This is a genomic window from Rhizobium sp. NZLR1 (assembly GCF_017357385.1).
Classification (GTDB): domain Bacteria; phylum Pseudomonadota; class Alphaproteobacteria; order Rhizobiales; family Rhizobiaceae; genus Rhizobium.
The window spans coordinates 1,522,189-1,543,981 of record NZ_CP071632.1 but is presented as its reverse complement, the minus strand read 5'-3'; the positions used below and the strand labels follow the sequence as shown (position 1 = coordinate 1,543,981).

Here is a 21,793-nt window from a genome sequence, read left to right as displayed (position 1 = left end):
TACCCGTCAGCGGCTGCTGAGCGCAAGGCGGACGCCGAGCGCCAGGAAAAGCGCGCCGAGGCCGCGATCGAGCCATAACCCAATTTTTTGATTATGCCTGAGCGCATCGGCAAGGCGCCCTCCGAGGAGGACGAGCGGCGGCTCGATGAAGGCAGCGACGACGATGATCAGCCCGCCATGCAGCATGAGCTGGGCCCATGCCGGCCCTGCCCCTTCAACGACGAATTGCGGCAGGAAGGCCAGGAAGAAAATCGCCACTTTCGGATTGAGCAATGAAACCAGAATGCCCTGTCGGTAGATCCTTGCTGCCGGCATTTTTTCACCGGCAGTCTTTATCAGACCATTGCCGCCGCCGGCGCGCAAAGCCTGGATGCCCAGCCAGACGAGATAGGCGGCGCCGATCCATTTGACCGCGGAGAAGGCGACGGCCGAAGCGGCGAGCACGGCGGAAAGGCCGAGCGCTGCCATCAGAACATGCAGGCAGGCGCCGGACCAGACGCCGAACAGCGCGGAAAAACCGGCACGTTTTCCGCTTTTCATCGTGTGACCGAGGATGAAGGCGATGTCGGGGCCGGGTGACAGGTTGAGCAGGACCGCCGCCGAGAAAAATGCAAACCAGTGCGCAAACGAATAATCGAACATCTTCCACCGTTCAGAATGAGCAGAGGCAAAGCATAGGCACGGGAGGCACTGATGGGAAAATCATTAGTTTTGATCCGTCGCGATAGCCATTATCTCAAGCACGACAATGATTCGATGAAGCGGCGCGACTGCTTCACTCGGGAACCCGGACTGAAAGAGTGATTGATGGCGAAGGCCAGGACACAATTCATTTGCCAGAGTTGCGGCACGATCCACAACCGCTGGGCCGGCAAATGCGAGAACTGCGGCGAGTGGAACACCATCGTCGAAGAGGACCCGATGGGCGGGATCGGCTCCGGCCCCGGCAAGACGCCGAAGAAGGGCCGGCCGGTGGCGCTGACGGCGCTGTCCGGTGAAATCGAGGAGGCGCCGCGCATCCATACCGCCATGTCGGAACTCGACCGGGCGCTTGGCGGCGGCTTCGTGCGCGGGTCGGCGGTGCTGATCGGCGGCGATCCCGGTATCGGCAAATCGACGCTGCTGATGCAGGCGGCCGCCGCTCTTGCGCGGCGTGGCCACAAGATCATCTACGTCTCCGGCGAAGAAGCTGTGGCGCAGGTCCGGCTGCGGGCACAGCGCCTTGCGGCGGCCGATACCGACGTGATGCTGGCGGCCGAAACCAATGTCGAGGATATTCTGGCGACAATTGCCGAGGGCAAGCGGCCGGATCTCGTCATTATCGATTCCATCCAGACGCTGTGGAGCGAACTGGCCGAATCCGCGCCGGGAACGGTGACGCAGGTGCGCACCGGCGTGCAGGCGATGATCCGTTTCGCCAAGCAGACCGGCGCCGCCATGGTGCTGGTCGGGCATGTCACCAAGGACGGGCAGATCGCCGGCCCGCGCGTCGTCGAGCACATGGTCGACGCCGTGCTCTATTTCGAGGGCGATCGCGGCCATCACTACCGTATCCTGCGCACGGTCAAGAACCGCTTCGGCCCGACCGACGAGATCGGCGTTTTCGAAATGTCCGACAAGGGGCTGCGCGAAGTCGCCAATCCCTCGGAACTCTTCCTCGGCGAACGCAACGAAAAATCGCCGGGCGCCGCTGTCTTTGCCGGCATGGAGGGCACGCGTCCCATTCTCGTCGAGGTGCAGGCGCTGGTGGCGCCGACCTCGCTCGGCACACCACGGCGCGCCGTGGTCGGCTGGGATTCGGCCCGGCTGTCGATGATCCTCGCGGTGCTGGAAGCCCATTGCGGCGTCAGGCTCGGCCAGCATGACGTCTACCTCAATGTTGCCGGCGGTTACCGCATCACCGAACCGGCGGCCGATCTCGCCGTCGCCTCGGCGCTGGTTTCCTCGCTTGCCGGTATTGCCCTTCCCGCCGATTGCGTCTATTTCGGCGAAGTCAGCCTGTCGGGCGCCATCCGGCCGGTTGCGCACACCGCCCAGCGCCTCAAGGAAGCCGAGAAGCTGGGCTTTTCCGCAGCACTGCTTCCATCCGCCTCCGCCGAACTGCCGAAGGGCTCCGGCGGGCGGTGGAGCGAGGTCGAAAGCCTGCCGGATCTGGTGGCGCGCATCGCCGGCTCGAAGGGAGCGCTGCGTGTGGAAGACGAGGTTTGATCCTTTCATTGCCAAGATTGGTAATGATATAGGAGGCACACGATAAGGCACGACACGGCCGCCAAGCGGCAGTCCTGGAGTTGAATTTACATGCCCATTACGATTTTCGACGGTATTGTCATCGGCGTCGTGCTCTTCTCCGCCGTGCTGGCGATGGTCCGCGGCTTTTCGCGCGAGATCCTCTCAATCGCGAGCTGGGGCGGATCGGCAGCGGCGGCCTATTACCTCTATCCGTACCTGTTGCCCTACGCGAAGAAATATACCGATGACGACCGCATCGCGATCGTCGGTTCGGCAGCGGTCGTCTTCCTGATCGCGCTCATCGTCATTTCTTTCATCACGATGAAGATTGCCGATTTCATCATCGACAGCCGCGTCGGCGCGCTCGACCGCACGCTCGGTTTCCTGTTCGGGGCAGCGCGCGGCGTGCTGCTGCTGGTCGTCGCCGTCGCCTTCTGGAACTGGCTGGTCGATGTCGACCACCGCCCGGCCTGGGTCAACCAAGCAAAATCGAAACCCTTCCTGGATTCGATGGTCGTGAAGCTGAAATCGGTTCTGCCGGAGCAATTTGCCCAGATGATACCGGCGAGCATCCGTGATAAGCTTCAGCCGCCGGCACAGGGCGCCGAAGGCACCAATCCGCCGACGGGCGACCAGGCACCGGCAGAAGACGCACCGACCGCGCCTGCACAGCAGCCAGCGAATTGACACAGTGTTCAAGAGCTTGACCCGCCCTCCGGCAATTGCCATTTGAGCGGGATGTCAAATAAGGGGTCCGGCCGGGCATTCCAGCTCTGCCGGGCTTCAGTTATTTCTGGAAATGCCGATCCATTCTTGTGAGAGCAGAGGCCCGCAGAAATGAACCAGTCCCATTCCTTCCCGACCGACGATCCGCTCGACGGAGATACGCTGCATGAGGAATGCGGGGTTTTCGGAATTTTGGGACATCCCGATGCCGCGGCACTGACGGCTCTTGGTCTGCATGCGCTTCAGCATCGCGGACAGGAAGCAGCCGGCATCGTCTCGTTCGACGGCAAGCGCTTCTATCAGGAGCGCCATATGGGCCTGGTCGGCGACCACTATACCAATCCGATGACGCTCGCCCGCCTGCCCGGCAGCATGTCGATCGGTCATACCCGCTACTCGACGACAGGCGAAGTCGCCATGCGCAACGTGCAGCCGCTGTTTGCCGAACTTGAGGAAGGCGGGATCGCCATTGCCCATAACGGTAATTTCACCAACGGCCTGACGCTGCGCCGCCAGATTATCGCGACCGGCGCCATCTGTCAGTCGACGTCCGATACCGAAGTGGTGCTCCATCTCATCGCCCGCTCCCGCCACGCTTCCACGTCCGACCGCTTCATCGACGCCATTCGCCAGATGGAAGGCGGCTATTCGATGCTCGCGATGACGCGCACTAAGCTGATTGCCGCGCGTGACCCGACCGGCATCCGCCCCCTGGTGATGGGCGAACTCGACGGCAAGCCGATCTTCTGCTCGGAAACCTGCGCGCTCGACATCATCGGCGCCAAGTTCATCCGCGACGTGGAAAATGGCGAGGTCGTCATCTGCGAAATCCAGCCCGACGGCTCGATCAGCATCGATGCCCGCAAGCCCGGCAAGCGGCAGCCGGAACGGCTCTGCCTGTTCGAATATGTCTATTTCGCCCGGCCGGACTCGGTCGTCGGCGGCCGCAACGTCTATACGACGCGCAAGAATATGGGCATGAACCTCGCCAAGGAATCGCCCGTCGAGGCCGACGTTGTCGTGCCGGTGCCGGACGGCGGCACGCCGGCGGCTCTCGGCTTCGCACAGGAAAGCGGCATTCCCTTCGAATACGGCATCATCCGCAACCACTATGTCGGCCGCACCTTCATCGAACCGACCCAGCAGATCCGCGCCTTTGGGGTGAAGCTGAAGCATTCGGCCAACCGGGCGATGATCGAAGGCAAGCGTGTGGTGCTGGTCGATGATTCCATCGTGCGCGGCACGACGTCTCTCAAGATCGTCCAGATGATCCGTGAAGCGGGCGCGCGCGAAGTCCATCTCCGCGTCGCCAGCCCGATGATCTTCTTCCCCGACTTTTACGGCATCGACACGCCCGATGCCGAAAAGCTCCTGGCGAACCAGTATGCCGATGTCGACGCCATGGCCAAATATATCGGCGCGGACTCGCTTGCCTTCCTGTCGATCAACGGGCTTTACCGCGCCGTCGGCGGCGAGGACCGCAATCCTGCCCGGCCGCAATTCACCGACCACTACTTCACCGGTGACTATCCGACCCGCCTGCTCGACAAGAACGGCGAGTCGATGGGCAACAAGCTTTCGATGCTTGCCAGCAACGGCTGAGCCGCCGCTGCTTTGACTTCCCTTCCGAGGGGCTCGTGCGCCCCTCGCCATCGCAAGCAAATCCGGAACCGGAACAGATGAACATCAATCTTGAGGGCAAGATCGCACTCGTCACCGGTGCATCGCGTGGCATCGGCTATTTCACGGCGCTGGAGCTTGCGAAAGCCGGCGCCCATGTGATCGCCTGCGCCCGCACGGTCGGCGGGCTCGAGGATCTCGACGATGCGATCAAGGCGGTCGGCGGCACGGCGACGCTCGTCCCCTTCGACCTGGCCGACATGAATGCGATCGACGCACTCGGCGGCTCGATCTTCGAGCGCTGGGGCAAACTCGATATCCTCGTCGCCAATGCCGGCGTGCTCGGCGTCATTTCGCCGATCGGTCATATCGAGGCGAAGGTGTTCGAAAAGGTGATGACCATCAACGTCACTGCCACATGGCGGCTGATCCGGTCGGTCGATCCGCTGCTGACCCGCTCGGATGCCGGCCGCGCCGTCATCCTGTCCTCGGGTGCCGCCCACAAGTGCCGGCCCTTCTGGGGCGCCTACTCCGCTTCCAAGGCGGCCGTCGAGGCGCTGGCTCGGACCTGGGCCGGCGAGAGCCAATCGACGCCGCTGCGCATCACCAGCGTCGATCCGGGCGCCACCCGCACGGCGATGCGCGCCCAGGCGGTGCCGGGCGAAGATCCGCAGACGCTGCCGCATCCCTCCGAGATCGCCAAGGCGATCCTGCCATTGACGGGGCCTGGTGTGACCGACACGGGCAAACTGTTCATCGTGCGGGAAAACAAGCTCGTCGACTACCGCCTGCCGGAGTAGCGTCATTTGACAGCAACGGCTGGGAACAGATGTGCGAAGCCCGTTTCCGACGGGCACACGGCATTGAGGTCCACCGCTCCCTGAATGCCGTCGACAGTGCCGTTGTCGGCAAATTGCCAGATCGACCAACCACCGCAGTCTTCCTGCGTCGGTTCTTGGAACACGCTTCGCAGCCACAGGAAATGGTCGGGGAAGCGGGATTCATTGCCTTTCAGATAGCGATCGAAGAATTCCTGCGTGACGTAAAAGATCGGCTTTTCCGGAAAGGTGCCTGTCAGCTCGGTAAAGAAGGCGTTCACCTCAGTCGCCATTTCCTCGACAGTCGGGACCTTGTTGCAATTGCCGACGAACTCCAGATCGACGGCGATCGGCAGGGTTCCCGGCTGTTTCGGCACGGTCGCGAGGACGTTCTGCGCCTGATCCTTGCCCGGGCGGCAGAAGGTGAAGAAATGATAAGCGCCCCTGACCAGTCCTGCATCGCCGGCGCGCCGCCAGTTGTCGGCGAACCTGGAATCCTTGTGATCTCCGCCTTCGGTCGCCTTCATGATCGCGAAACGGACGTTGGGCTGCGCGGCCACCATCTTCCAATCAATGTCACCCTGGTGATGGCTGACATCGATGCCCTGGATCGGATAGCGGCTCAAGGACGGATTGTTGAAGCGAAGCATTCCGAAATCGTACGCCAGATATGCAGCGGATGCGACCACCACAATTGCGGTCGCTCCGATTGTCCACCGAACCACGCTCCTCACACATTTCTCCCATATTTTCAGCAGGTTTCAGCTGGCTATAGAAGATTTGCGCCGCGAAAATGGCAGACGAATCTGAAGACGCGCTGTTTGTCTTCGCGGACCTTCGGCCTTGCAATCGATTCACCGGATGCGCCGCTTCAGTTGCTGCCGGGATCGTTCCTCGCCCCTCTTGACCAAACGTCATTCCCACGCCATAAAACGCGGCATGAAAACGGTTATCTGCATTATCTGCGGAAAGATTATTCGCTAGCGCAAGCGCTGGCCCGGCCGTTTTCGTCTCCCAAATAGTCAAGATGCGAAACGCCCCGGCCCGCCGGTCGCGATATTTCTGATTGTACTGATGGGAGAGTGGAATGGGCGGCATGCCGGAACTGAGGCTGTACAACACGCTGACACGGGAAGAATCGGTTCTTTCGCCGATCGATCCCAACAATGTCCGCATGTATGTCTGCGGCCCGACCGTCTATGATTTCGCTCATATCGGCAATGCCCGGCCGGTCATCGTCTTCGACGTGCTGTTCGGGCTGCTGCGCCATGTCTATGGCGAAGGCCACGTCACCTATGCCCGCAACATCACCGACGTCGATGACAAGATCAATGCGCGGGCGCTCCGGGATCATCCGGGCCTGCCGCTGAATGAAGCGATCCGCGCGGTCACCGAAAAGACCGAGACGCAATTTCACGCCGATGTCGCCGAACTCGGCTGCCTGGAGCCGACCTTCGAGCCGCGGGCGACCGACAATATCGCTGAGATGATCGAGATCATCGAGAAGCTGATCGGCAATGGCCATGCCTATGTCGCAGCCGGCGAAGTGCTGTTCGACACCAAGTCCATGGCGGATTACGGCCAACTTTCGAAGCGCCCGCTCGACGAGCAACAGGCCGGCGCCCGCATCGCCGTCGACGCGCACAAGAAGAACCCGGGCGATTTCGTGCTCTGGAAGCTGTCGAGCCACAACGAGCCCGGCTGGGAGAGCCCGTGGGGCCGCGGCCGGCCTGGCTGGCACATCGAGTGCTCGGCGATGAGCAAGCGCTATCTCGGCGATGTCTTCGACATTCATGGCGGCGGGCTGGACCTGATCTTCCCGCATCATGAAAACGAGATCGCCCAGTCGCGTTGCGCCCACGGCACCGAGGTGATGGCGAATGTCTGGATGCATAACGGCTTCCTGCAGGTCGAAGGCCGCAAGATGTCGAAATCCGAAGGCAATTTCGTCACCATCCACGAGTTGCTGCACACGGAAACCTTCGGCGGCCGCAAATGGCCGGGCCAGGTGCTGCGCCTTGCCATGCTGATGACGCATTATCGCGAGCCGATCGACTTTTCGATCAAGCGACTGGAAGAGGCCGAACGTCTGCTCGCCAAATGGCCGGCGACCGAAGCCGGCGATGCAGCGCCCGATGAAACCGTGCTCAACGCGCTGGCCGACGACCTCAACACGGTGGCGGCGGTGCAGGCATTGCATGCCTTGGCGCAAGCTGCCCATACGGATCCCGCCGCCGGCGCCGCCTTCGCGGCAACCGCTGCCCTCCTCGGGCTGCTGCCGAGGAAAGCAGAAATCGACGCGGCCGTCGCAGCGGCAGTCGATGCGCTGGTCGCCATGCGTTTGGAAATGCTGAAGGCGAAGAATTTTGCTGAGGCCGACAAGATCCGCGACGAGCTGACCGCGAAAGGCATCCAGCTGAAGGACGGCAGGGATACGGCGACCGGCGAGCGGGTGACGACGTGGGAGGTCAAGCGGTGAGAGTGGTGTCTGGGGATAACGCCCCTCCCCAACCCCTCCCCACATTGTTGCGGAGGGATTGTCCATGACCACCTATACCGGCGGCTGCCAGTGCGGTGCGGTGCGCTTTCGCGTCAGCGGCGAACTCAAGGATTCGTCGATCTGTCATTGCCGCATGTGCCAGAAGGCGTTCGGGGCTTATTATGCGCCGCTGGTGTCGGTGCGCGGCGCCGATTTTGCGTGGACGCGCGGAGAGCGGAAAATGTTCCGCTCTTCCAATTTCGTCGAGCGCGGCTTCTGCGGCGATTGCGGGACGCCGCTTTCCTACGAGGCGCCTGACGGGGTTGCGATTGCCGCGGGCGCCTTCGACGATCCTTCGGCGCTCCCGCCGGTGGTGCAATTCGGCATCGAGGGCAAGATCGGCTTCGTCGATCATCTGCACGAACTGCCGGGGCACCGGACGGAGGAGGATGCGCAAGCCGCCCCCTTCGTGCTCGAACTCGTCTCCTTCCAGCATCCCGATCATGAGACGCAGGCATGGCCGCCCAAGGAGCCCCGATGACAGTGGACGCAGACAGAAGCGGTGGGTGCCAGTGCGGGGCGGTGCGTTACCGCGCTGAAGGCGAACTCGGTTATCCCCACCTTTGCCATTGCCGCATGTGCCAGAAGGCGGCCGGCAATTATTTCATGCCGCTTGCAGCAGCGAAGCGTCAAGATTTCGAGCTGACGCGCGGCGCGGCGAAATGGTTTCAATCCTCGGATCTGGTGCGGCGCGGCTTCTGCGGCGATTGCGGCACGCCGCTGTTCTACGACATTCCGGAGATGGATTTCATCAACATCATGCTCGGCTCTCTCGATAATCCCGAGGCGGTCAGGCCGGTGATGCAATCGAACACCGACCGCAAGATGTCCTGGTTTCACGCGCTCCCCGGACTGCCGCTGGAACCACAGGCTGAAACGCCCGACCGCGAGAACGCGATTGCGGCAAGCAACCATCAGCACCCCGATCACGACACGAAAAGCTGGCCCCTCGGAGAGATCTCATGACGGACACGATAAAAACAGGCGGATGCCAATGCGGCGCCGTGCGCTTCCGCATTTCAGGCGGACTGGGGCGACCCTCGATCTGCCATTGCCGCATGTGCCAGAAGCAGTTCGGTGGTTTCTTCTCCGCGCTCGTCACTGCGCCTGAGGAGGGGATGGAATGGACGCGCGGCGAGCCGAGCTATTTCCAGTCCTCGGTCAATATCGACCGTGGCTTCTGCAGCAATTGCGGCACGCCGATGACCTATCGTCATCCGGGCGGGCTGGAGCTTGCGATCGGCACTTTCGACGACCGCAGCGATCTCGCACCGCTGGTCCAGGTAAACTACGAGGCCCGCCTGCCCTGGGTCGAAGAGATCTTCGATGCGCCGGTGCTGAAGGATCAGGATTTCTACGCGCGGCAGGAGGCGATCATTTCCTTCCAGCATCCCGATCACGACACCGCGCTCTGGCCCGCGAAAGGCGTGAAGATATGACCGAGATCCTGCGCACACTCTATCCCGAGATCGAACCCTACGCCTCCGGCCATCTCGATGTCGGCGACGGCCATGTGATCTATTGGGAGCGGTCGGGAATGCCGGGCGCCAAGCCCGCCGTCTTCCTGCATGGCGGTCCGGGCGGCGGCATCTCGCCCGCTCATCGCCGGCTTTTCGATCCTCAGCTCTACGACGTCATGCTGTTCGACCAGCGCGGCTGCGGCCGGTCGACGCCGCATGCGGAACTCAACGCCAACACGACCTGGCATCTCGTCGCCGATATTGAGCGGCTGCGCGAAATGGCCGGCGTCGACAGCTGGCAGGTGTTCGGCGGCTCCTGGGGTTCAACCCTGGCGCTCGCCTATGCCGAGACGCATCCGCAGCACGTCTCCGAGCTCATTCTGCGCGGGATCTATACGCTGACCAAGGCCGAGCTCGACTGGTACTACCAATTCGGCGTCTCGGAAATGTTCCCGGACAAGTGGGAGCGCTTCATCGCTCCCATTCCGTCGGAAGAGCGGCATGAGATGATGCAGGCCTATCATCGCCGCCTGACGCACGAAGACAGAGACGTGCGCCTCAAGGCCGCGCAGGCCTGGAGTATCTGGGAAGGCGAAACGATCACGCTGCTGCCGGAACCTTCGACGAGCGGCAAGTTCGAGGAGCCGGAATTCGCCTATGCATTCGCGCGCATCGAGAACCATTTCTTCGTCAATGCCGGCTGGATGGACGAGGGACAGCTGATCCGCGATGCCGGCAAGCTCAAGGATATTCCCGGCGTCATCGTGCATGGACGCTACGACATGCCCTGCCCGGCCAAATATGCCTGGCAGTTGCACAAGGCCTGGCCGACGGCAGAGCTCCACCTGATCGAGGGTGCGGGCCATGCCTATTCGGAGCCGGGGATTCTCGACCAGCTGATCCGGGCGACGGATAAGTTTGCCGGGAAGCCGGACTGATGCTACACGCCGTGACTACCCCTCTGCCCGGCAGGGCAAGGGGGGTAAGCTCCGGATAAAAACAATCAATGCCCCGGAGACATCGCGGTGACCAAGGAAAAAATCTACCTCTTCGACACGACGCTCCGGGACGGGCAGCAGACGCCCGGCATCGATTTCTCGGTCGAGGACAAGATTGCGATCGCCGCGATGCTGGACGAATTCGGCATCGATTACGTCGAGGGCGGCTATCCCGGCGCCAATCCGACGGATACAGCCTTCTTCAGCGAGAAGCGCACCAGCCGGGCCGCCTTCGTTGCCTTCGGCATGACGAAGCGGGCGGGCGTTTCGGTTTCCAATGATCCCGGCATTGCCGGGCTGCTGCAGGCGAAATCCGACGCCATCTGTTTCGTCGCCAAGAGCTGGGATTATCATGTTGCGGTGGCGCTTGGCTGCACTAATGAGGAAAACCTCGAAAGCATCGCCGAAAGCGTCAAGGCGGCGGTCGGCGCCGGCAAGGAGGCGATTGTCGATTGCGAGCATTTCTTCGACGGCTTCAAGGCCAATCCGGCCTATGCGCTCGCCTGCGCCAAGACCGCCTATGACAGCGGCGCCCGCTGGGTGGTGCTCTGCGACACAAATGGCGGCACGCAGCCGCCGGAGGTGCGCGCCATCGTCGAGGCGGTGATCGCCTCAGGCGTTCCCGGCCACTGTCTTGGGATTCATGCCCATAACGACACCGGCCAGGCGGTCGCCAATTCATTGGCCGCGGTCGAGGCCGGCGTCCGGCAGATCCAGGGCACGCTGAATGGCATCGGCGAGCGTTGCGGCAATGCCAATCTGGTGACGCTGATCCCGACGCTGGCGCTAAAGAGCGCCTACACCACACGTTTCGAAACGGCAATCGACGAGGAGCGGCTGCTCAATCTCACCCGCCTTTCGCATGCCTTCGACGAGCTGCTCAACCGCTCGCCTGATCATCAGATGCCCTATGTCGGCGCTTCCGCCTTCGCCACCAAGGCCGGCATCCATGCATCGGCGCTGATCAAGGACCCGCGGACCTATGAACACGTGCCGCCGGAGACCGTCGGCAACTTCCGCAAGGTCATGGTGTCAGACCAGGGCGGCAAGGCGAACTTCATCAATGCGCTGAAGCGGCGCGGCATTACCGTCGCCAAGGACGATCCAAAGCTCGACTTGCTGATCTCGATCGTCAAGGAACGTGAATCCATCGGCTATGCCTATGAGGGCGCAGATGCGAGCTTCGAGCTGCTGGCGCACCGCACGCTTGGCACGATCCCGGAATTCTTCACCATCGAAGGCTTCCGGGTGATGATCGAGCGCCGCTTCGACAGTCTTGGCCGCGTGAAGATCGTCTCCGAGGCCGTGGTGAAGATCACCATCGACGGCCAGACGCTGATGTCGGTTGCCGATGCCGAAGGCCCGGTGAACGCGCTCGACCTCGCGCTACGCAAGGATTTCGGCAAATACCAGCACGAGATCGACGATCTGGTGCTCGCCGATTTCAAGGTGCGTATCCTCAATGGCGGCACGGAGGCGATCACCCGCGTTCTGATCGAGTCCACCGACAGCGACGGCGTGCGCTGGTGGACGGTCGGCGTCTCGGAGAACATCATCGACGCCTCGTTCCAAGCACTGATGGACTCCGTCATCTACAAGTTGATGAAGAACCGGCAGCTGGCAGGCAAGATCGCGGCGGAATAAGTCTCTTCCGCCGGTTCGGCGAGGAAGCCTTGCCGGTCTTTGCCGCCATCATCCGTCCGTCGCCTCGTTTCCGCTTCAAATTCTCTCAAGGTTCATTCAACGAAATGAATTGGCCTATTCACGGCGCTTAAGCTAGGCCGGATCAGAAGAAGAACAAAGATGGAAACACCCCGATGTCGACCGATGCATCCGTTCCCTTGGCCAAGAACGAAGACAGTCCGCGCGGTTTCGCCTTCGCGCTGACGGCCTATCTGCTCTGGGGCTTCCTGCCGATCTACATGAAGGCGGTGGCGCATATTTCGCCGGCCGAGGTGATCGCCCACCGCATCGTCTGGTCGCTGCCGCTGGCAGGCATCGTTCTGATCGTGCTCGGGCGCACCCAGGAGATCGCGACTGCGCTGCGCTCGCCGCGCATGCTGGCGATGGCAGCGCTGACGGCGTCGCTGATCACCGTCAACTGGGGCACTTATGTCTGGGCGATCGGCGCCGGCCATTCGCTCGATGCGGCGCTCGGTTATTTCATCAATCCGCTGTTCAGCATCTTCCTCGGCTCGGTGCTGCTCAAGGAGAAGCTGCAGCCGCTGCAGATCGCCGCGATCGCGCTGGCAGGGCTTGCCGTCGCCATTCTCGCATTCGATAGCGGCGGCATTCCATGGGTGGCGCTGACGCTGGCGATCTCGTGGGGGTTTTATGCTTTGCTCCGCAAGACGCTGCCGCTCGGGCCGAACCAGGGCTTCTTCCTCGAAGTGCTGATCCTCAGCGGACCCGCCCTGCTCTATATCCTCTATCTCGAATTCGGCAGCGGCCAGGGCCACCTCTACCGCACCGGCCTTGCAGATACGACGCTGCTGCTCGGCTGCGGCGTCATTACCGCTGTGCCGCTGATGATCTATGCCAACGGCGCCAAGCTGCTGAAACTCTCGACGATCGGCATCATGCAGTATATCGCACCGACGATGATTTTCCTGATCGCGGTCTTCGTCTTCCAGGAGCCGCTCGGCACGGCGCGCATGATTGCCTTCCCGCTGATCTGGGCAGGGCTGGTCCTCTACAGCTGGTCGATGCTGAGGGGAAGCCGCGGGCGCTGAGGCGCCCGTACGGACTTCTACATCTTCGAGATCACCTCGTCCTCGCCGTTACGATCGGCGGCGAGTTGGGCTGCCTGGGCCATGATCGCCGGAATGATGCCGGAGATCTCGTCGACGACGAGCGGCTGCACCCGGTGGGCGGTGTGCAGGAAGCCTTCTTCGGTCATATGGCGCATCAGTTCCATCATCGGATCCCAGAAACCGTTGACGTTGGCAAAAACCATCGGCTTTTCGTGGCGGCCGAGCTGTGCCCAGGTCATGATCTCGACGATCTCCTCCAGCGTGCCGATGCCGCCTGGCAGCGCGACGAAAGCATCGGAACGCTCGAACATCGTGTGTTTGCGCGCATGCATATCAGGGGTTACAATAAGTTCGTTGAGCTGACCGAGCGAGTGGCGAGTCGCCTCCATATCGATCAGGAATTCGGGGATAATGCCCGTGACCTGACCGCCGCCTGAAAGCACGCCGCTTGCGACCGCGCCCATGATGCCTTTGGTACCCCCGCCATAGACGAGGCGCAGGCCGTATTCGGCGATCTCTCGTCCGAGAGCGCGCCCGGCCGCCATGTGGGAGGGATCGCGTCCCGGCCTTGAGCCGCAGTAAACGCAGATGGATCGAATCGATACAGATTGTTCGGTCATAGAGGCAAACAACTATTCCATTTCAATGCAGTCAAGAAAATTGACTGGAAAGCAGCGTGCCTAGCTTGCCGAATTGCTTTGAATGCTTGTGAAAAGCAACGGGAATCGCTAGCAATTTCGGTTACTACGGCAAATTGCCGCCTTGGGAGACATAATGATGAAGAACCGTGCCGGCTTGCTGGCCCTTGCAGTGCTCGTAATCGCAATCCTACTGATGGTGTTTTTCGTTATGCCGCGCATCGGCGGCGATGCAGGCAAGGTCGGCGACGCGATCAACCAGGCGAGCACGGAACTCAAGGATACGGTTAACGAGTCGGCAAAGACATCGCGCTCCGCTGTGGCGGATGCGGCTGCGACAGCCGACAAGGTGGGCCGCCTTTCGGCCGGCGCCAGCGTCTCGCTCAGCGAACTTAAGGCGCTGTTTGCCGACGGCAAGGGCCCTGCCGACGATGTCTTCGCCGCCACCAAGACCAAGGCCGTCAACGCGCTGGGCGCACTTGCCGGTTTCGCAATCCCCGAGGGCCTCGATCCGGCGACCCAGACGCTTGCCACGAAAGCCAAGGACGGCGGCGCGAAGGCGCTCGCTATCGTCCAGGCGCTGCCGGAGAACATCGCCGATGCGCTTGCCGCGATCGCCAAGGCCGAGGCTGCGCTGACCGGTGCGTCCGACCCTGCTGCGAGCACGGCAGCGGCGAATGCCGGCCCGAAGCTTCCCGCCTTCGACGTCTTGCGCGTTGAGCCCGACGGCTCGACGGTGATTGCCGGCTCCGCCGAACCGAACGGCAAGCTCGAAGTGCTTGACGGCGAAAAGGTCGTAACGACAGCCAATGTCGATGCAAGCGGCGATTTCGCCGCGGTTCTCGACGAGCCGCTTGCAGCGGGCGACCACCAGCTGGTGCTCAAGTTCACCGGCAAGGACGGCAAGAGCTCGCTTTCCGAAGAAGTCGCGACCATTTCCGTGCCGAAAGACGGCAACGGTGCCAATCTGCTCGCCATGGTATCCAAACCCGGCACAGCGAGCCGCATCATCACCGCGCCGAAGGCCGGAACCGAAGTTGCTGATGCCTCCAACAAGCCGGCCACGGGCGAAAGCTCGCCTGCGCCTGCCACAACAGCTGCGCCGACCGGCGAGCTGGCGCTGCAGACGCCAAACCTCACCGACGCCGCCTCCGGCGCCGCAGCCACGGCACCGGCCATCCCCGGCACCGCCGCACCCGACAAGACGAATGCGCCCGATGTGATGGTCAATGCCGTCGAGATCGAAGGCAACAAGATCTTCATTGCCGGCACGGCGCGCGCCAACGCCAAGGTCGTCGGTTATGCCGACGACAGCCTGGTCGGCCAGGACACGGCCGGCTCGGACGGCCATTTCGTCATCGACGGTGTGGTGGCGCTTTCGGTCGGCGACCACAAGATCCGCGTTGATGTTGTCGATCCCTCCGGCAAGGTGATCGTTCGCGCGGCGGTGAATTTCAATCGCCCTGCCGGCGACCAGGTGAGGGTCGCCGCCCAATCCGCGCCTGCCGACGCGAATGGCGCTTCCTCGATGGTGCCGCTCGACGAAGGCGAACTCGGCAAGCGCAAGGCCGAGACCGGCAAGGCCTTCGGCCTGCTGAAGGGGCTGTTTGCCGACGGCAAGCTGCCGGGCGCCGAACAGCTTGCGGCAGCGCGCTCGGCAACGGAATTCGCACTGCGCTCGGTCGCCGATTTCCGCGCGTCGGCAGATGCATCCGATGCCTTCAAGCAAGCGTCCGGCGCCGCCTCTCAGGTCGCCGGCAATGCGCTGACGCTGCTGCAGAGCCTGCCTGGGGACGCGAAGTCCGTCGGCGCGGCACTCGACAGGCTGGGTGGCATGATCGCTGAACTTACCGCCACGCCCGCGCCGGCGGTGACCTCTGCAAACGATGTCGTAGGCAATCAGCCGAAGACGATCGAACAGGCGCCGCTGACGGCAAACAACGCGGCGGTCATCATTCGCCGCGGCGACACGCTGTGGCAGATCTCGCGCCGCACCTATGGCCTCGGCGTTCGTTACACGACGATCTACATCGCCAACGAAGACAAGATCGTCGATCCAGACCGCATCCGTCCCGGTCAGATTTTCGGTCTGCCGAAGGATGTGTTGCCGAATGCCGAAGAGCTGCACCGCAAGCGCCTTTCCGGCCAACACCTCTAAACGCCAGACAAGATGACGAAGCCGGGCGGGCGAACCGCCCGGCCTGTCTTTTCCTGAACTCCGCATTTGTTGTATTCGTCCGCCCGACACCCTATCTGGCGATGGCGGCTGCGGGTTGCGGCGAGTGCTTTCGGGCACGTCCCGGTTCCGTGCTCTTGCCGGCATCGAAGCGCGGCAATCGCCGCAAGCCCATCCGGGCTGGAGACAAGCATGGCAAACGGTAAGACAGTCTCGGAATCCAACCTGCTGCAGACGCTTCTCAACCTCTGGCCCTATATGTGGCCGGCCGGCCGGCCGGACCTCAAGATGCGCGTGGTCTGGGCCTCGGTCTTCCTGCTGATTTCCAAGTTCGTCCTGCTGCTCGTCCCCTATTTCTTCAAGTGGTCGACCGATGCGCTGAACGGCAGGATGGATCTGGCCGGCTCGGTGCCGCCGCTGCTGGCCGGCGCCATCGCCCTGGTGATCGCCTATAACATCACCCGGCTGATTCAGCTCGGCCTCAACCAGTTGCGCGACGCGCTGTTTGCCAGCGTCGGGCAACATGCGGTGCGTCAGCTCGCCTACAGGACCTTCGTGCACATGCACGAGTTGTCGCTGCGCTTCCATCTGGAGCGCAAGACCGGCGGTCTCTCGCGCATCATCGAGCGCGGCACCAAGGGCATCGAGACGATCGTGCGGTTCACGATCCTTAATTCGGTCCCGACAGTCATTGAATTCCTGCTGACGGCGGCGATCTTCTGGTGGGGCTACGGCTTCTCCTATCTCGCCGTCACCGGCTTCACTGTCTGGGCCTATATCTGGTTCACCATCCGAGCATCCGACTGGCGCATCGCCATCCGCCGGTCAATGAACGACAGCGATACCGACGCCAACACCAAGGCAATCGACTCCCTCCTCAATTTCGAGACCGTCAAATATTTCGGCAACGAAGAGATGGAGGCAAAACGCTTCGACAAATCGATGGAACGCTACGAGAAGGCGGCGACCGATGTCTGGACCTCGCTCGGCTGGCTGAACTTCGGCCAGGGCGTCATCTTCGGCATCGGCACGACCATCATGCTGGTGCTGTCGGCGCTGGCCGTCCAGCGCGGCGAGCAGACGGTCGGCGATTTCGTCTTCGTCAATTCGATGCTGCTGCAGCTTTCCGCGCCGCTCAATTTCATCGGCTTCGTCTACCGCGAAATCCGCCAGGGCTTGACCGACATCGAGCAGATGTTCGACTTGCTTGAGGTCAAGGCCGAGGTCAAAGACACGTCCGATGCGACCGAGCTTCGGATCGGCCAGGGTGCGATCGCCTTCAAGGACGTGCACTTTTCCTACGACCCGGCCCGTCCGATCCTGAAGGGCATTTCTTTCGATGTTCCAGCCGGCAAGACAGTTGCCGTCGTCGGTCCTTCGGGCGCCGGCAAATCGACGCTGTCGCGGCTGCTCTACCGTTTCTACGATATCCAGAGCGGCGTAATCACCGTCGACGGCCAGGACATCCGCACAGTGACGCAGAAGAGCCTGCGCTCAGTGATCGGCATGGTGCCGCAGGATACCGTGCTCTTCAACGACACGGTCGCCTATAACATCCGCTACGGCCGCACATCGGCCAGCGAAGGCGAGGTCTTTGCGGCAGCCGAGGTAGCGCAGATCGCCCATTTCATCGAGACGCTGCCCGAGGGATTCGAGACCAAGGTCGGCGAACGCGGGCTCAAGCTTTCGGGTGGCGAGAAGCAGCGGGTGGCGATCGCCCGCACCATCCTCAAGGCGCCGCCGATCCTGATCCTCGACGAGGCGACATCGGCGCTCGATACGACGACGGAACGGGAAATCCAGACCGCGCTCGACGTGGTGTCGAAGAACCGCACGACACTGGTGATCGCCCACCGGCTTTCGACCGTCATCGGCGCCGACGAAATCATCGTGCTGAAAAGCGGGGAGATCGCCGAGCGCGGGACGCATGCCGCCCTGCTCGAAATGAACGGTCTCTACGCCTCGATGTGGAACCGCCAACGCGAGGCGACACAGGCGGAGGAACATCTGAAGCAGGTGCGAGAAAGCGACGACCTCGGCGTGATTGCGCGGCTTGCCCCGGCAAGCTGAGCCGGGATAGGGCACCGACAGGCTTTTGTTGTTCAGAACCCCGGCGTCGGAACCAGGGCGCGGGCCATAGCATTGCCCCGGAGACGGTTTTTCGCTAACCAGCGAGAAACGCAAACGCAAGGAGACCGGCAGCATGAGCCTGTTCAACACGGTTCGCAACACGATCGTCCCCGTGCACAAGGAGGGTTATCCCTTCGTTGCCGCCTTCTTCGTCGCGTCGCTGATCCTAGGCTGGATCTTCAAGCCGCTCTTCTGGATCGGCATGATCTTCACGCTCTGGTGCGCCTATTTCTTCCGCGATCCCGAACGGGTGACCCCGCAGGACGACGATCTGGTGATCTCTCCCGCCGACGGCAAAGTCTCGGCGATCCAGATGGTGACCCCGCCGGCGGAACTCAATCTCGGCTCCGAGCCGATGCTGCGCATCTCGGTGTTCATGAACGTCTTCAATTGCCATGTGAACCGGGCGCCGATGCGCGGGCGCATCGTCAGCATCAACTACCGCTCCGGCAGCTTTGTCAACGCCGAGCTCGACAAGGCGAGCGAGGACAATGAACGCAACGGGCTGGTGATCGAAACCCGGCACGGCCAGATCGGTGTGGTCCAGATCGCCGGTCTCGTGGCACGGCGCATCCTCTGCTGGGCAAACCCCAACGAACCGTTAGATGCCGGCGAGCGCTTCGGGCTGATCCGTTTCGGGTCGCGGCTCGACGTGTTCCTGCCGGCCGGTGCCGCGCCACGCGTCTCGCTCGGCCAAGTGGCGATTGCCGGGGAAACTGTTATCGCCGAATTTGCCTCCGCCAAGGGTCCCGTCATCAGCCGCCGCAGCTAAAGCGCGTCGCGATCTTTCAGATTCGCTCTTGGCGCTTAAGCCCATTGTTTTACGCCTGTCGTTATCGCAAACCGCTGCACAGTTTTGCGCGACATGCTCCAGGTTCAGATTGGAACGCGATATGGAAACGCCCTTTCCGCCTTTCGAGCCCAATGGTCCGGATGATTCCGCCCGCGGCCCGCGCCTGCGCGAAATCCCGCTCCGTCTCGTCTTTCCGAACCTCATCACCATTCTGGCGATCTGCGCCGGGCTGACCGGCATCCGGCTGGCTTTCGAGAACCGTTACGAGCTCGCCGTCTCCATGGTACTGGTGGCCGCCTTCCTCGACGGCATCGACGGGCGCGTGGCCCGGCTGATGAAGGCGACCTCGAAGTTCGGCGCGCAAATGGATTCGCTTGCCGATATCGTCAATTTCGGCGTCGCACCCGCCCTCGTCGTCTATGTCTTCGCGCTCGACCAGGCGCGCTCGCTCGGCTGGATCGCCGCCCTGATCTACGCGATCGCCGCCGGGCTTCGGCTTGCCCGCTTCAACGTCATGGCCGAACGTGAGAACAAGGCGAGCTGGCAATCGGAATATTTCGTCGGCGTGCCGGCGCCGGCTGGCGCCATGCTAGTGCTGCTGCCGGTCTATCTCGGCTTCCTCGGCCTGGCGACGGACCGCACCTTCGCCTATGTTTCGTCGATCTATACGGTCGTTATCGCCTTCCTGCTGATCAGCCGGCTGCCGGTCTGGTCGGGCAAATCGGAAGGCAACCGGTTGCGGCGCGATCTCGTGCTGCCGATGATGCTCGGCGTCGTGCTCTATGTGGCTCTGCTGATGAGCTACACCTGGGAGGTGATGGTCTTTACCGTTGCTGCCTACCTTATATCGCTTCCCTTCGGCGCACGGAAATGGCGCCGGAAATATGGGACGCTGACGATCGAGGAACCTGGTGTCGGCGACGACGATATCGGCCGGCACATCTGATCTCCGCGCATTGCTGATTTTTCTGACCTGGGAAATCTTCTCTCTACGTTCTCACCCACGGGATAACCGCTACGCGCGATTCTCCGGCGAAAACCGCTGCGCACTTTAGTTGGAACCGCTGTCTTCAGTAAGTATTAACCAACGTAGGCTTCAGTTAAGCCTCGCGAATTATGGTGCTCGTTTACAAATCCTGATGGGATGCGTCTCTGTTTTGTCGCTATTTATGACGAAACAGCAAATCATAAAATGCCCAGGGAAGAACCACGTAAGGAGAGTATCGTGACCTCGAAAAAGAGTATTAGCAGCGAACAGCAGCCGTCCAAGCCTGATCTCAGCGCCAACTATCGCCCGGTTGGCCTGAAGGCCGTTGTCGCAGCATCGCTGATGGCAAAGAACAAGCCGGGCACCGTCAAGAAATCCGCTTGAGGTGCTACACTTCCAACCGGACTTCGGTGCGCTTCAAGTCTGGTTCTCCGCATGTCGTCATCCCAAAACAGCAGTGATTTTGGGTGACATGCGTTAGGTACCGCTGACGAATCGGATGCTGAGATTTATCGCCGGAAGCCTCAGACGATGCCGACCACGCCATCCTCCAACCCGCCGTGCGGCGGGTCTGACGTGGAGCGGTTGCAGCAAGCCGCACCAAAACCTCCTCCAACGCACAAGACGAACCAAGCGGTTATACCGCCAAGTGAAAAATGGCGGATGCCGCTTCAGAAGAAACTGAGCTGGTCGTCGTCAGGCCTTCGCTTCTCGGGAGCCTTCAGCGGCTTTTCGATGACGACCGGCTGCTGCAGGTCAGGCCCCATATTAGTGACCTTGTTGACCTTGTCGGAGACCGGGACGGCCTCGAAGAAATCGTCCTGAACGGGCCGCATCAAGTCGACCACCTCGCGCGGTTCCTGCGTCTTGCAATCCAGCCAGCGCGAAAAGTCTTCGGGCTTGATGACGACCGGCATGCGATCGTGGATCGAGGATATGCCTGAGTTGGCTGATGTCGTCAGGATCGCGCCGGTATCGACCTCGGAACCATCAGCCGAGGACCATGTCTCCATCAGGCCGGCAAAGGCGACGACCCCGCCTTGACGCGGCCTGATCCAATAGGCCTGCGGTTTCTCACCGCTATCCTTTGATGCACGATGCCATTCATAGAAGCCGGAGGCCGGGATGAGCACGCGGCGATGGCGCATGGCCGCCCGGAAAGAAGCCTTGCCGATCGCGGTCTCGGAGCGGGCATTGGTCAGCAGCGGAAATTCCTTCGGATCCTTGACCCAGCCCGGCGTGAAGCCCCAGCGCACGAGCACGGCGCGCCGGTCGGCCAAGTTGCTGCCCTGCTCCCTGCCCTCGCCTGAAATGACGACGAGAATCGGCTGCGTCGGCGCAATATTGTAGCGCGCCGGAAATTCGTCGAAATCCAGACCGGAGAAAATGTCGCGCAGGCCGGCGCTAGTGATTGTCAGGGCAAAACGTCCACACATCGGCTTGTCTTTGCACCGGGCCTGAGTCCGGTCAAGGCGCTTCAGCCTCTCGGCGCAAAGAGGATGATGCTCGTCCCGGCAAGGCAGATCAACGCCCCGCCGATGTCGTAACGATCAGGCATGCGGCTTTCGACCAGCCAAAGCCAGAGCAGCGAGGCGACGATGTAGATGCCGCCATAGGCCGCGAAGGTGCGGCCGGCCGCCTCGCTCGGCACCAGCGTCAGAAGCCAGGCAAAAAGCGCCAGCGAGACCATGCCCGGCGCCAGCCACCAGATCGGCTTTTCGAGTTTCAGCCACGCCCAGAAGGCAAAACACCCGGCGATCTCGAAGACGGCGGCGAAGGCGTAAATGATGTAGGTCACGAAAGCACCTTTCGAATCCGTCACCACTATCCCAGCGAAAACTGGGGAAGCCAAGCAGCGGCGGCATGCAAATATCGGTTCATCGGATAGGATGGGCGATTCGAGCCAAGAGCCCCAAGAGCAGCCC

General features: G+C 62.0%; 21 protein-coding genes. 16 read left to right on the top strand and 5 right to left on the bottom strand.

Annotated features, from left to right (window positions below):
* Positions 1-6: 6 nt before the first annotated feature.
* Positions 7-642: a LysE family translocator gene (locus J3O30_RS07740; protein ID WP_207583648.1), complete on the bottom strand. Its 636-nt coding sequence runs from the start codon at positions 640-642 to the stop codon at positions 7-9.
* 165 nt (positions 643-807) lie between these two features.
* On the opposite strand from J3O30_RS07740, the gene radA reads away from it, so the two are divergent.
* The 4 genes from radA to J3O30_RS07720 all read left to right on the top strand — a co-directional run bounded on the left by radA (position 808) and on the right by J3O30_RS07720 (position 5,375).
* A complete protein-coding gene (gene radA, locus J3O30_RS07735) occupies positions 808-2,208 on the top strand; it encodes a DNA repair protein RadA (RefSeq protein ID WP_207583647.1) in 1,401 nt (466 codons plus the stop codon).
* A 90-nt stretch (positions 2,209-2,298) separates the two neighbouring features.
* Complete coding sequence (locus J3O30_RS07730; protein ID WP_164008666.1) at positions 2,299-2,916, top strand: CvpA family protein; 618 nt, start codon at positions 2,299-2,301, stop codon at positions 2,914-2,916.
* A gap of 150 nt (positions 2,917-3,066) precedes the next feature.
* Positions 3,067-4,557 carry an amidophosphoribosyltransferase gene (gene purF, locus J3O30_RS07725; RefSeq protein WP_207583646.1) on the top strand — a complete coding sequence of 497 codons (1,491 nt, stop codon included), beginning with the start codon at positions 3,067-3,069 and terminating at the stop codon, positions 4,555-4,557.
* Positions 4,558-4,634: 77 nt separating this feature from the next.
* Positions 4,635-5,375, top strand: coding sequence for an SDR family NAD(P)-dependent oxidoreductase (locus J3O30_RS07720; protein ID WP_207583645.1), 741 nt, complete (start codon positions 4,635-4,637; stop codon positions 5,373-5,375).
* A gap of 2 nt (positions 5,376-5,377) precedes the next feature.
* Here the strand turns inward: J3O30_RS07720 and J3O30_RS07715 are convergent, their stop codons facing one another.
* Positions 5,378-6,127, bottom strand: a complete 750-nt coding sequence (locus J3O30_RS07715) for a GH25 family lysozyme (RefSeq protein ID WP_207583644.1) — start codon at positions 6,125-6,127, stop codon at positions 5,378-5,380.
* Between the two features lie 353 nt (positions 6,128-6,480).
* Between J3O30_RS07715 and cysS the strand changes: the two genes are divergently transcribed.
* The 7 genes from cysS (at position 6,481) to rarD (ending at position 13,122) form a co-directional block, all read left to right on the top strand.
* Positions 6,481-7,872 (top strand): cysteine--tRNA ligase, encoded by a 1,392-nt coding sequence (cysS, locus tag J3O30_RS07710; protein WP_207583643.1) that lies wholly within the window; start codon positions 6,481-6,483, stop codon positions 7,870-7,872.
* A gap of 64 nt (positions 7,873-7,936) precedes the next feature.
* Positions 7,937-8,413: a GFA family protein gene (locus tag J3O30_RS07705; protein WP_207583642.1), complete on the top strand. Its 477-nt coding sequence runs from the start codon at positions 7,937-7,939 to the stop codon at positions 8,411-8,413.
* Positions 8,410-8,898, top strand: coding sequence for a GFA family protein (locus tag J3O30_RS07700; protein WP_207583641.1), 489 nt, complete (start codon positions 8,410-8,412; stop codon positions 8,896-8,898). Before J3O30_RS07705 ends, J3O30_RS07700 begins: the two co-directional genes overlap by 4 nt.
* The gene (locus J3O30_RS07695) at positions 8,895-9,371 is read left to right on the top strand and encodes a GFA family protein (protein WP_207583640.1); all 477 of its coding nucleotides are present in this window, start codon (positions 8,895-8,897) and stop codon (positions 9,369-9,371) included. The genes J3O30_RS07700 and J3O30_RS07695 overlap by 4 nt, the downstream gene beginning before the upstream one ends.
* On the top strand, positions 9,368-10,330 hold the full coding sequence (gene pip, locus J3O30_RS07690) for a prolyl aminopeptidase (RefSeq protein ID WP_207583639.1): 963 nt from the start codon (positions 9,368-9,370) through the stop codon (positions 10,328-10,330). Before J3O30_RS07695 ends, pip begins: the two co-directional genes overlap by 4 nt.
* Positions 10,331-10,417: 87 nt before the next feature.
* Positions 10,418-12,034 (top strand): citramalate synthase, encoded by a 1,617-nt coding sequence (gene cimA / locus J3O30_RS07685; protein WP_207583638.1) that lies wholly within the window; start codon positions 10,418-10,420, stop codon positions 12,032-12,034.
* Positions 12,035-12,207: 173 nt separating this feature from the next.
* Positions 12,208-13,122 (top strand): EamA family transporter RarD, encoded by a 915-nt coding sequence (gene rarD / locus J3O30_RS07680; protein WP_207583637.1) that lies wholly within the window; start codon positions 12,208-12,210, stop codon positions 13,120-13,122.
* 17 nt (positions 13,123-13,139) lie between these two features.
* Here the strand turns inward: rarD and J3O30_RS07675 are convergent, their stop codons facing one another.
* On the bottom strand, positions 13,140-13,763 hold the full coding sequence (locus J3O30_RS07675) for a TIGR00730 family Rossman fold protein (RefSeq protein WP_018241422.1): 624 nt from the start codon (positions 13,761-13,763) through the stop codon (positions 13,140-13,142).
* 154 nt (positions 13,764-13,917) lie between these two features.
* Here J3O30_RS07675 and J3O30_RS07670 point away from each other — a divergent pair, with 154 nt between their 5' ends.
* The 5 genes from J3O30_RS07670 (at position 13,918) to J3O30_RS07650 (ending at position 20,252) form a co-directional block, all read left to right on the top strand.
* The gene (locus tag J3O30_RS07670; RefSeq protein WP_207583636.1) at positions 13,918-15,939 is read left to right on the top strand and encodes an Ig-like domain-containing protein; all 2,022 of its coding nucleotides are present in this window, start codon (positions 13,918-13,920) and stop codon (positions 15,937-15,939) included.
* 210 nt (positions 15,940-16,149) lie between these two features.
* Complete coding sequence (locus J3O30_RS07665) at positions 16,150-18,027, top strand: ABC transporter ATP-binding protein/permease (protein ID WP_207583635.1); 1,878 nt, start codon at positions 16,150-16,152, stop codon at positions 18,025-18,027.
* 133 nt (positions 18,028-18,160) lie between these two features.
* A complete protein-coding gene (locus J3O30_RS07660; RefSeq protein WP_207583634.1) occupies positions 18,161-18,859 on the top strand; it encodes a phosphatidylserine decarboxylase in 699 nt (232 codons plus the stop codon).
* Positions 18,860-18,980: 121 nt separating this feature from the next.
* Entirely contained in the window at positions 18,981-19,826 is an 846-nt protein-coding gene (pssA, locus tag J3O30_RS07655; RefSeq protein ID WP_003587548.1) for a CDP-diacylglycerol--serine O-phosphatidyltransferase, read from the top strand.
* A 279-nt stretch (positions 19,827-20,105) separates the two neighbouring features.
* A complete protein-coding gene (locus tag J3O30_RS07650) occupies positions 20,106-20,252 on the top strand; it encodes a hypothetical protein (protein ID WP_207583633.1) in 147 nt (48 codons plus the stop codon).
* Positions 20,253-20,539: 287 nt separating this feature from the next.
* On the opposite strand, the gene J3O30_RS07645 is transcribed toward J3O30_RS07650, so the two are convergent.
* Both J3O30_RS07645 and J3O30_RS07640 read right to left on the bottom strand, forming a co-directional pair.
* A complete protein-coding gene (locus tag J3O30_RS07645) occupies positions 20,540-21,304 on the bottom strand; it encodes an SOS response-associated peptidase (RefSeq protein WP_207583632.1) in 765 nt (254 codons plus the stop codon).
* Positions 21,305-21,345: 41 nt separating this feature from the next.
* Positions 21,346-21,666 carry a YnfA family protein gene (locus J3O30_RS07640; protein ID WP_207583631.1) on the bottom strand — a complete coding sequence of 107 codons (321 nt, stop codon included), beginning with the start codon at positions 21,664-21,666 and terminating at the stop codon, positions 21,346-21,348.
* Positions 21,667-21,793 lie beyond the last annotated feature (127 nt).

Excerpts from the sequence above, each read along its gene's own strand:
- rarD (WP_207583637.1), top strand. The coding sequence starts at position 12,208 with ATGTCGACCGATGCATCCGTTCCCTTGGCCAAGAACGAAGACAGTCCG.
- J3O30_RS07730 (WP_164008666.1), top strand. The coding sequence starts at position 2,299 with ATGCCCATTACGATTTTCGACGGTATTGTCATCGGCGTCGTGCTCTTC.
- J3O30_RS07665 (WP_207583635.1), top strand. The coding sequence starts at position 16,150 with ATGGCAAACGGTAAGACAGTCTCGGAATCCAACCTGCTGCAGACGCTT.
- J3O30_RS07660 (WP_207583634.1), top strand. The coding sequence starts at position 18,161 with ATGAGCCTGTTCAACACGGTTCGCAACACGATCGTCCCCGTGCACAAG.
- J3O30_RS07740 (WP_207583648.1), bottom strand. The coding sequence starts at position 642 with ATGTTCGATTATTCGTTTGCGCACTGGTTTGCATTTTTCTCGGCGGCG.
- purF (WP_207583646.1), top strand. The coding sequence starts at position 3,067 with ATGAACCAGTCCCATTCCTTCCCGACCGACGATCCGCTCGACGGAGAT.
- radA (WP_207583647.1), top strand. The coding sequence starts at position 808 with ATGGCGAAGGCCAGGACACAATTCATTTGCCAGAGTTGCGGCACGATC.
- J3O30_RS07645 (WP_207583632.1), bottom strand. The coding sequence starts at position 21,304 with ATGTGTGGACGTTTTGCCCTGACAATCACTAGCGCCGGCCTGCGCGAC.
- pip (WP_207583639.1), top strand. The coding sequence starts at position 9,368 with ATGACCGAGATCCTGCGCACACTCTATCCCGAGATCGAACCCTACGCC.
- J3O30_RS07720 (WP_207583645.1), top strand. The coding sequence starts at position 4,635 with ATGAACATCAATCTTGAGGGCAAGATCGCACTCGTCACCGGTGCATCG.
- J3O30_RS07700 (WP_207583641.1), top strand. The coding sequence starts at position 8,410 with ATGACAGTGGACGCAGACAGAAGCGGTGGGTGCCAGTGCGGGGCGGTG.
- pssA (WP_003587548.1), top strand. The coding sequence starts at position 18,981 with ATGGAAACGCCCTTTCCGCCTTTCGAGCCCAATGGTCCGGATGATTCC.
- cysS (WP_207583643.1), top strand. The coding sequence starts at position 6,481 with ATGGGCGGCATGCCGGAACTGAGGCTGTACAACACGCTGACACGGGAA.
- J3O30_RS07670 (WP_207583636.1), top strand. The coding sequence starts at position 13,918 with ATGATGAAGAACCGTGCCGGCTTGCTGGCCCTTGCAGTGCTCGTAATC.
- J3O30_RS07675 (WP_018241422.1), bottom strand. The coding sequence starts at position 13,763 with ATGACCGAACAATCTGTATCGATTCGATCCATCTGCGTTTACTGCGGC.
- J3O30_RS07695 (WP_207583640.1), top strand. The coding sequence starts at position 8,895 with ATGACGGACACGATAAAAACAGGCGGATGCCAATGCGGCGCCGTGCGC.
- J3O30_RS07705 (WP_207583642.1), top strand. The coding sequence starts at position 7,937 with ATGACCACCTATACCGGCGGCTGCCAGTGCGGTGCGGTGCGCTTTCGC.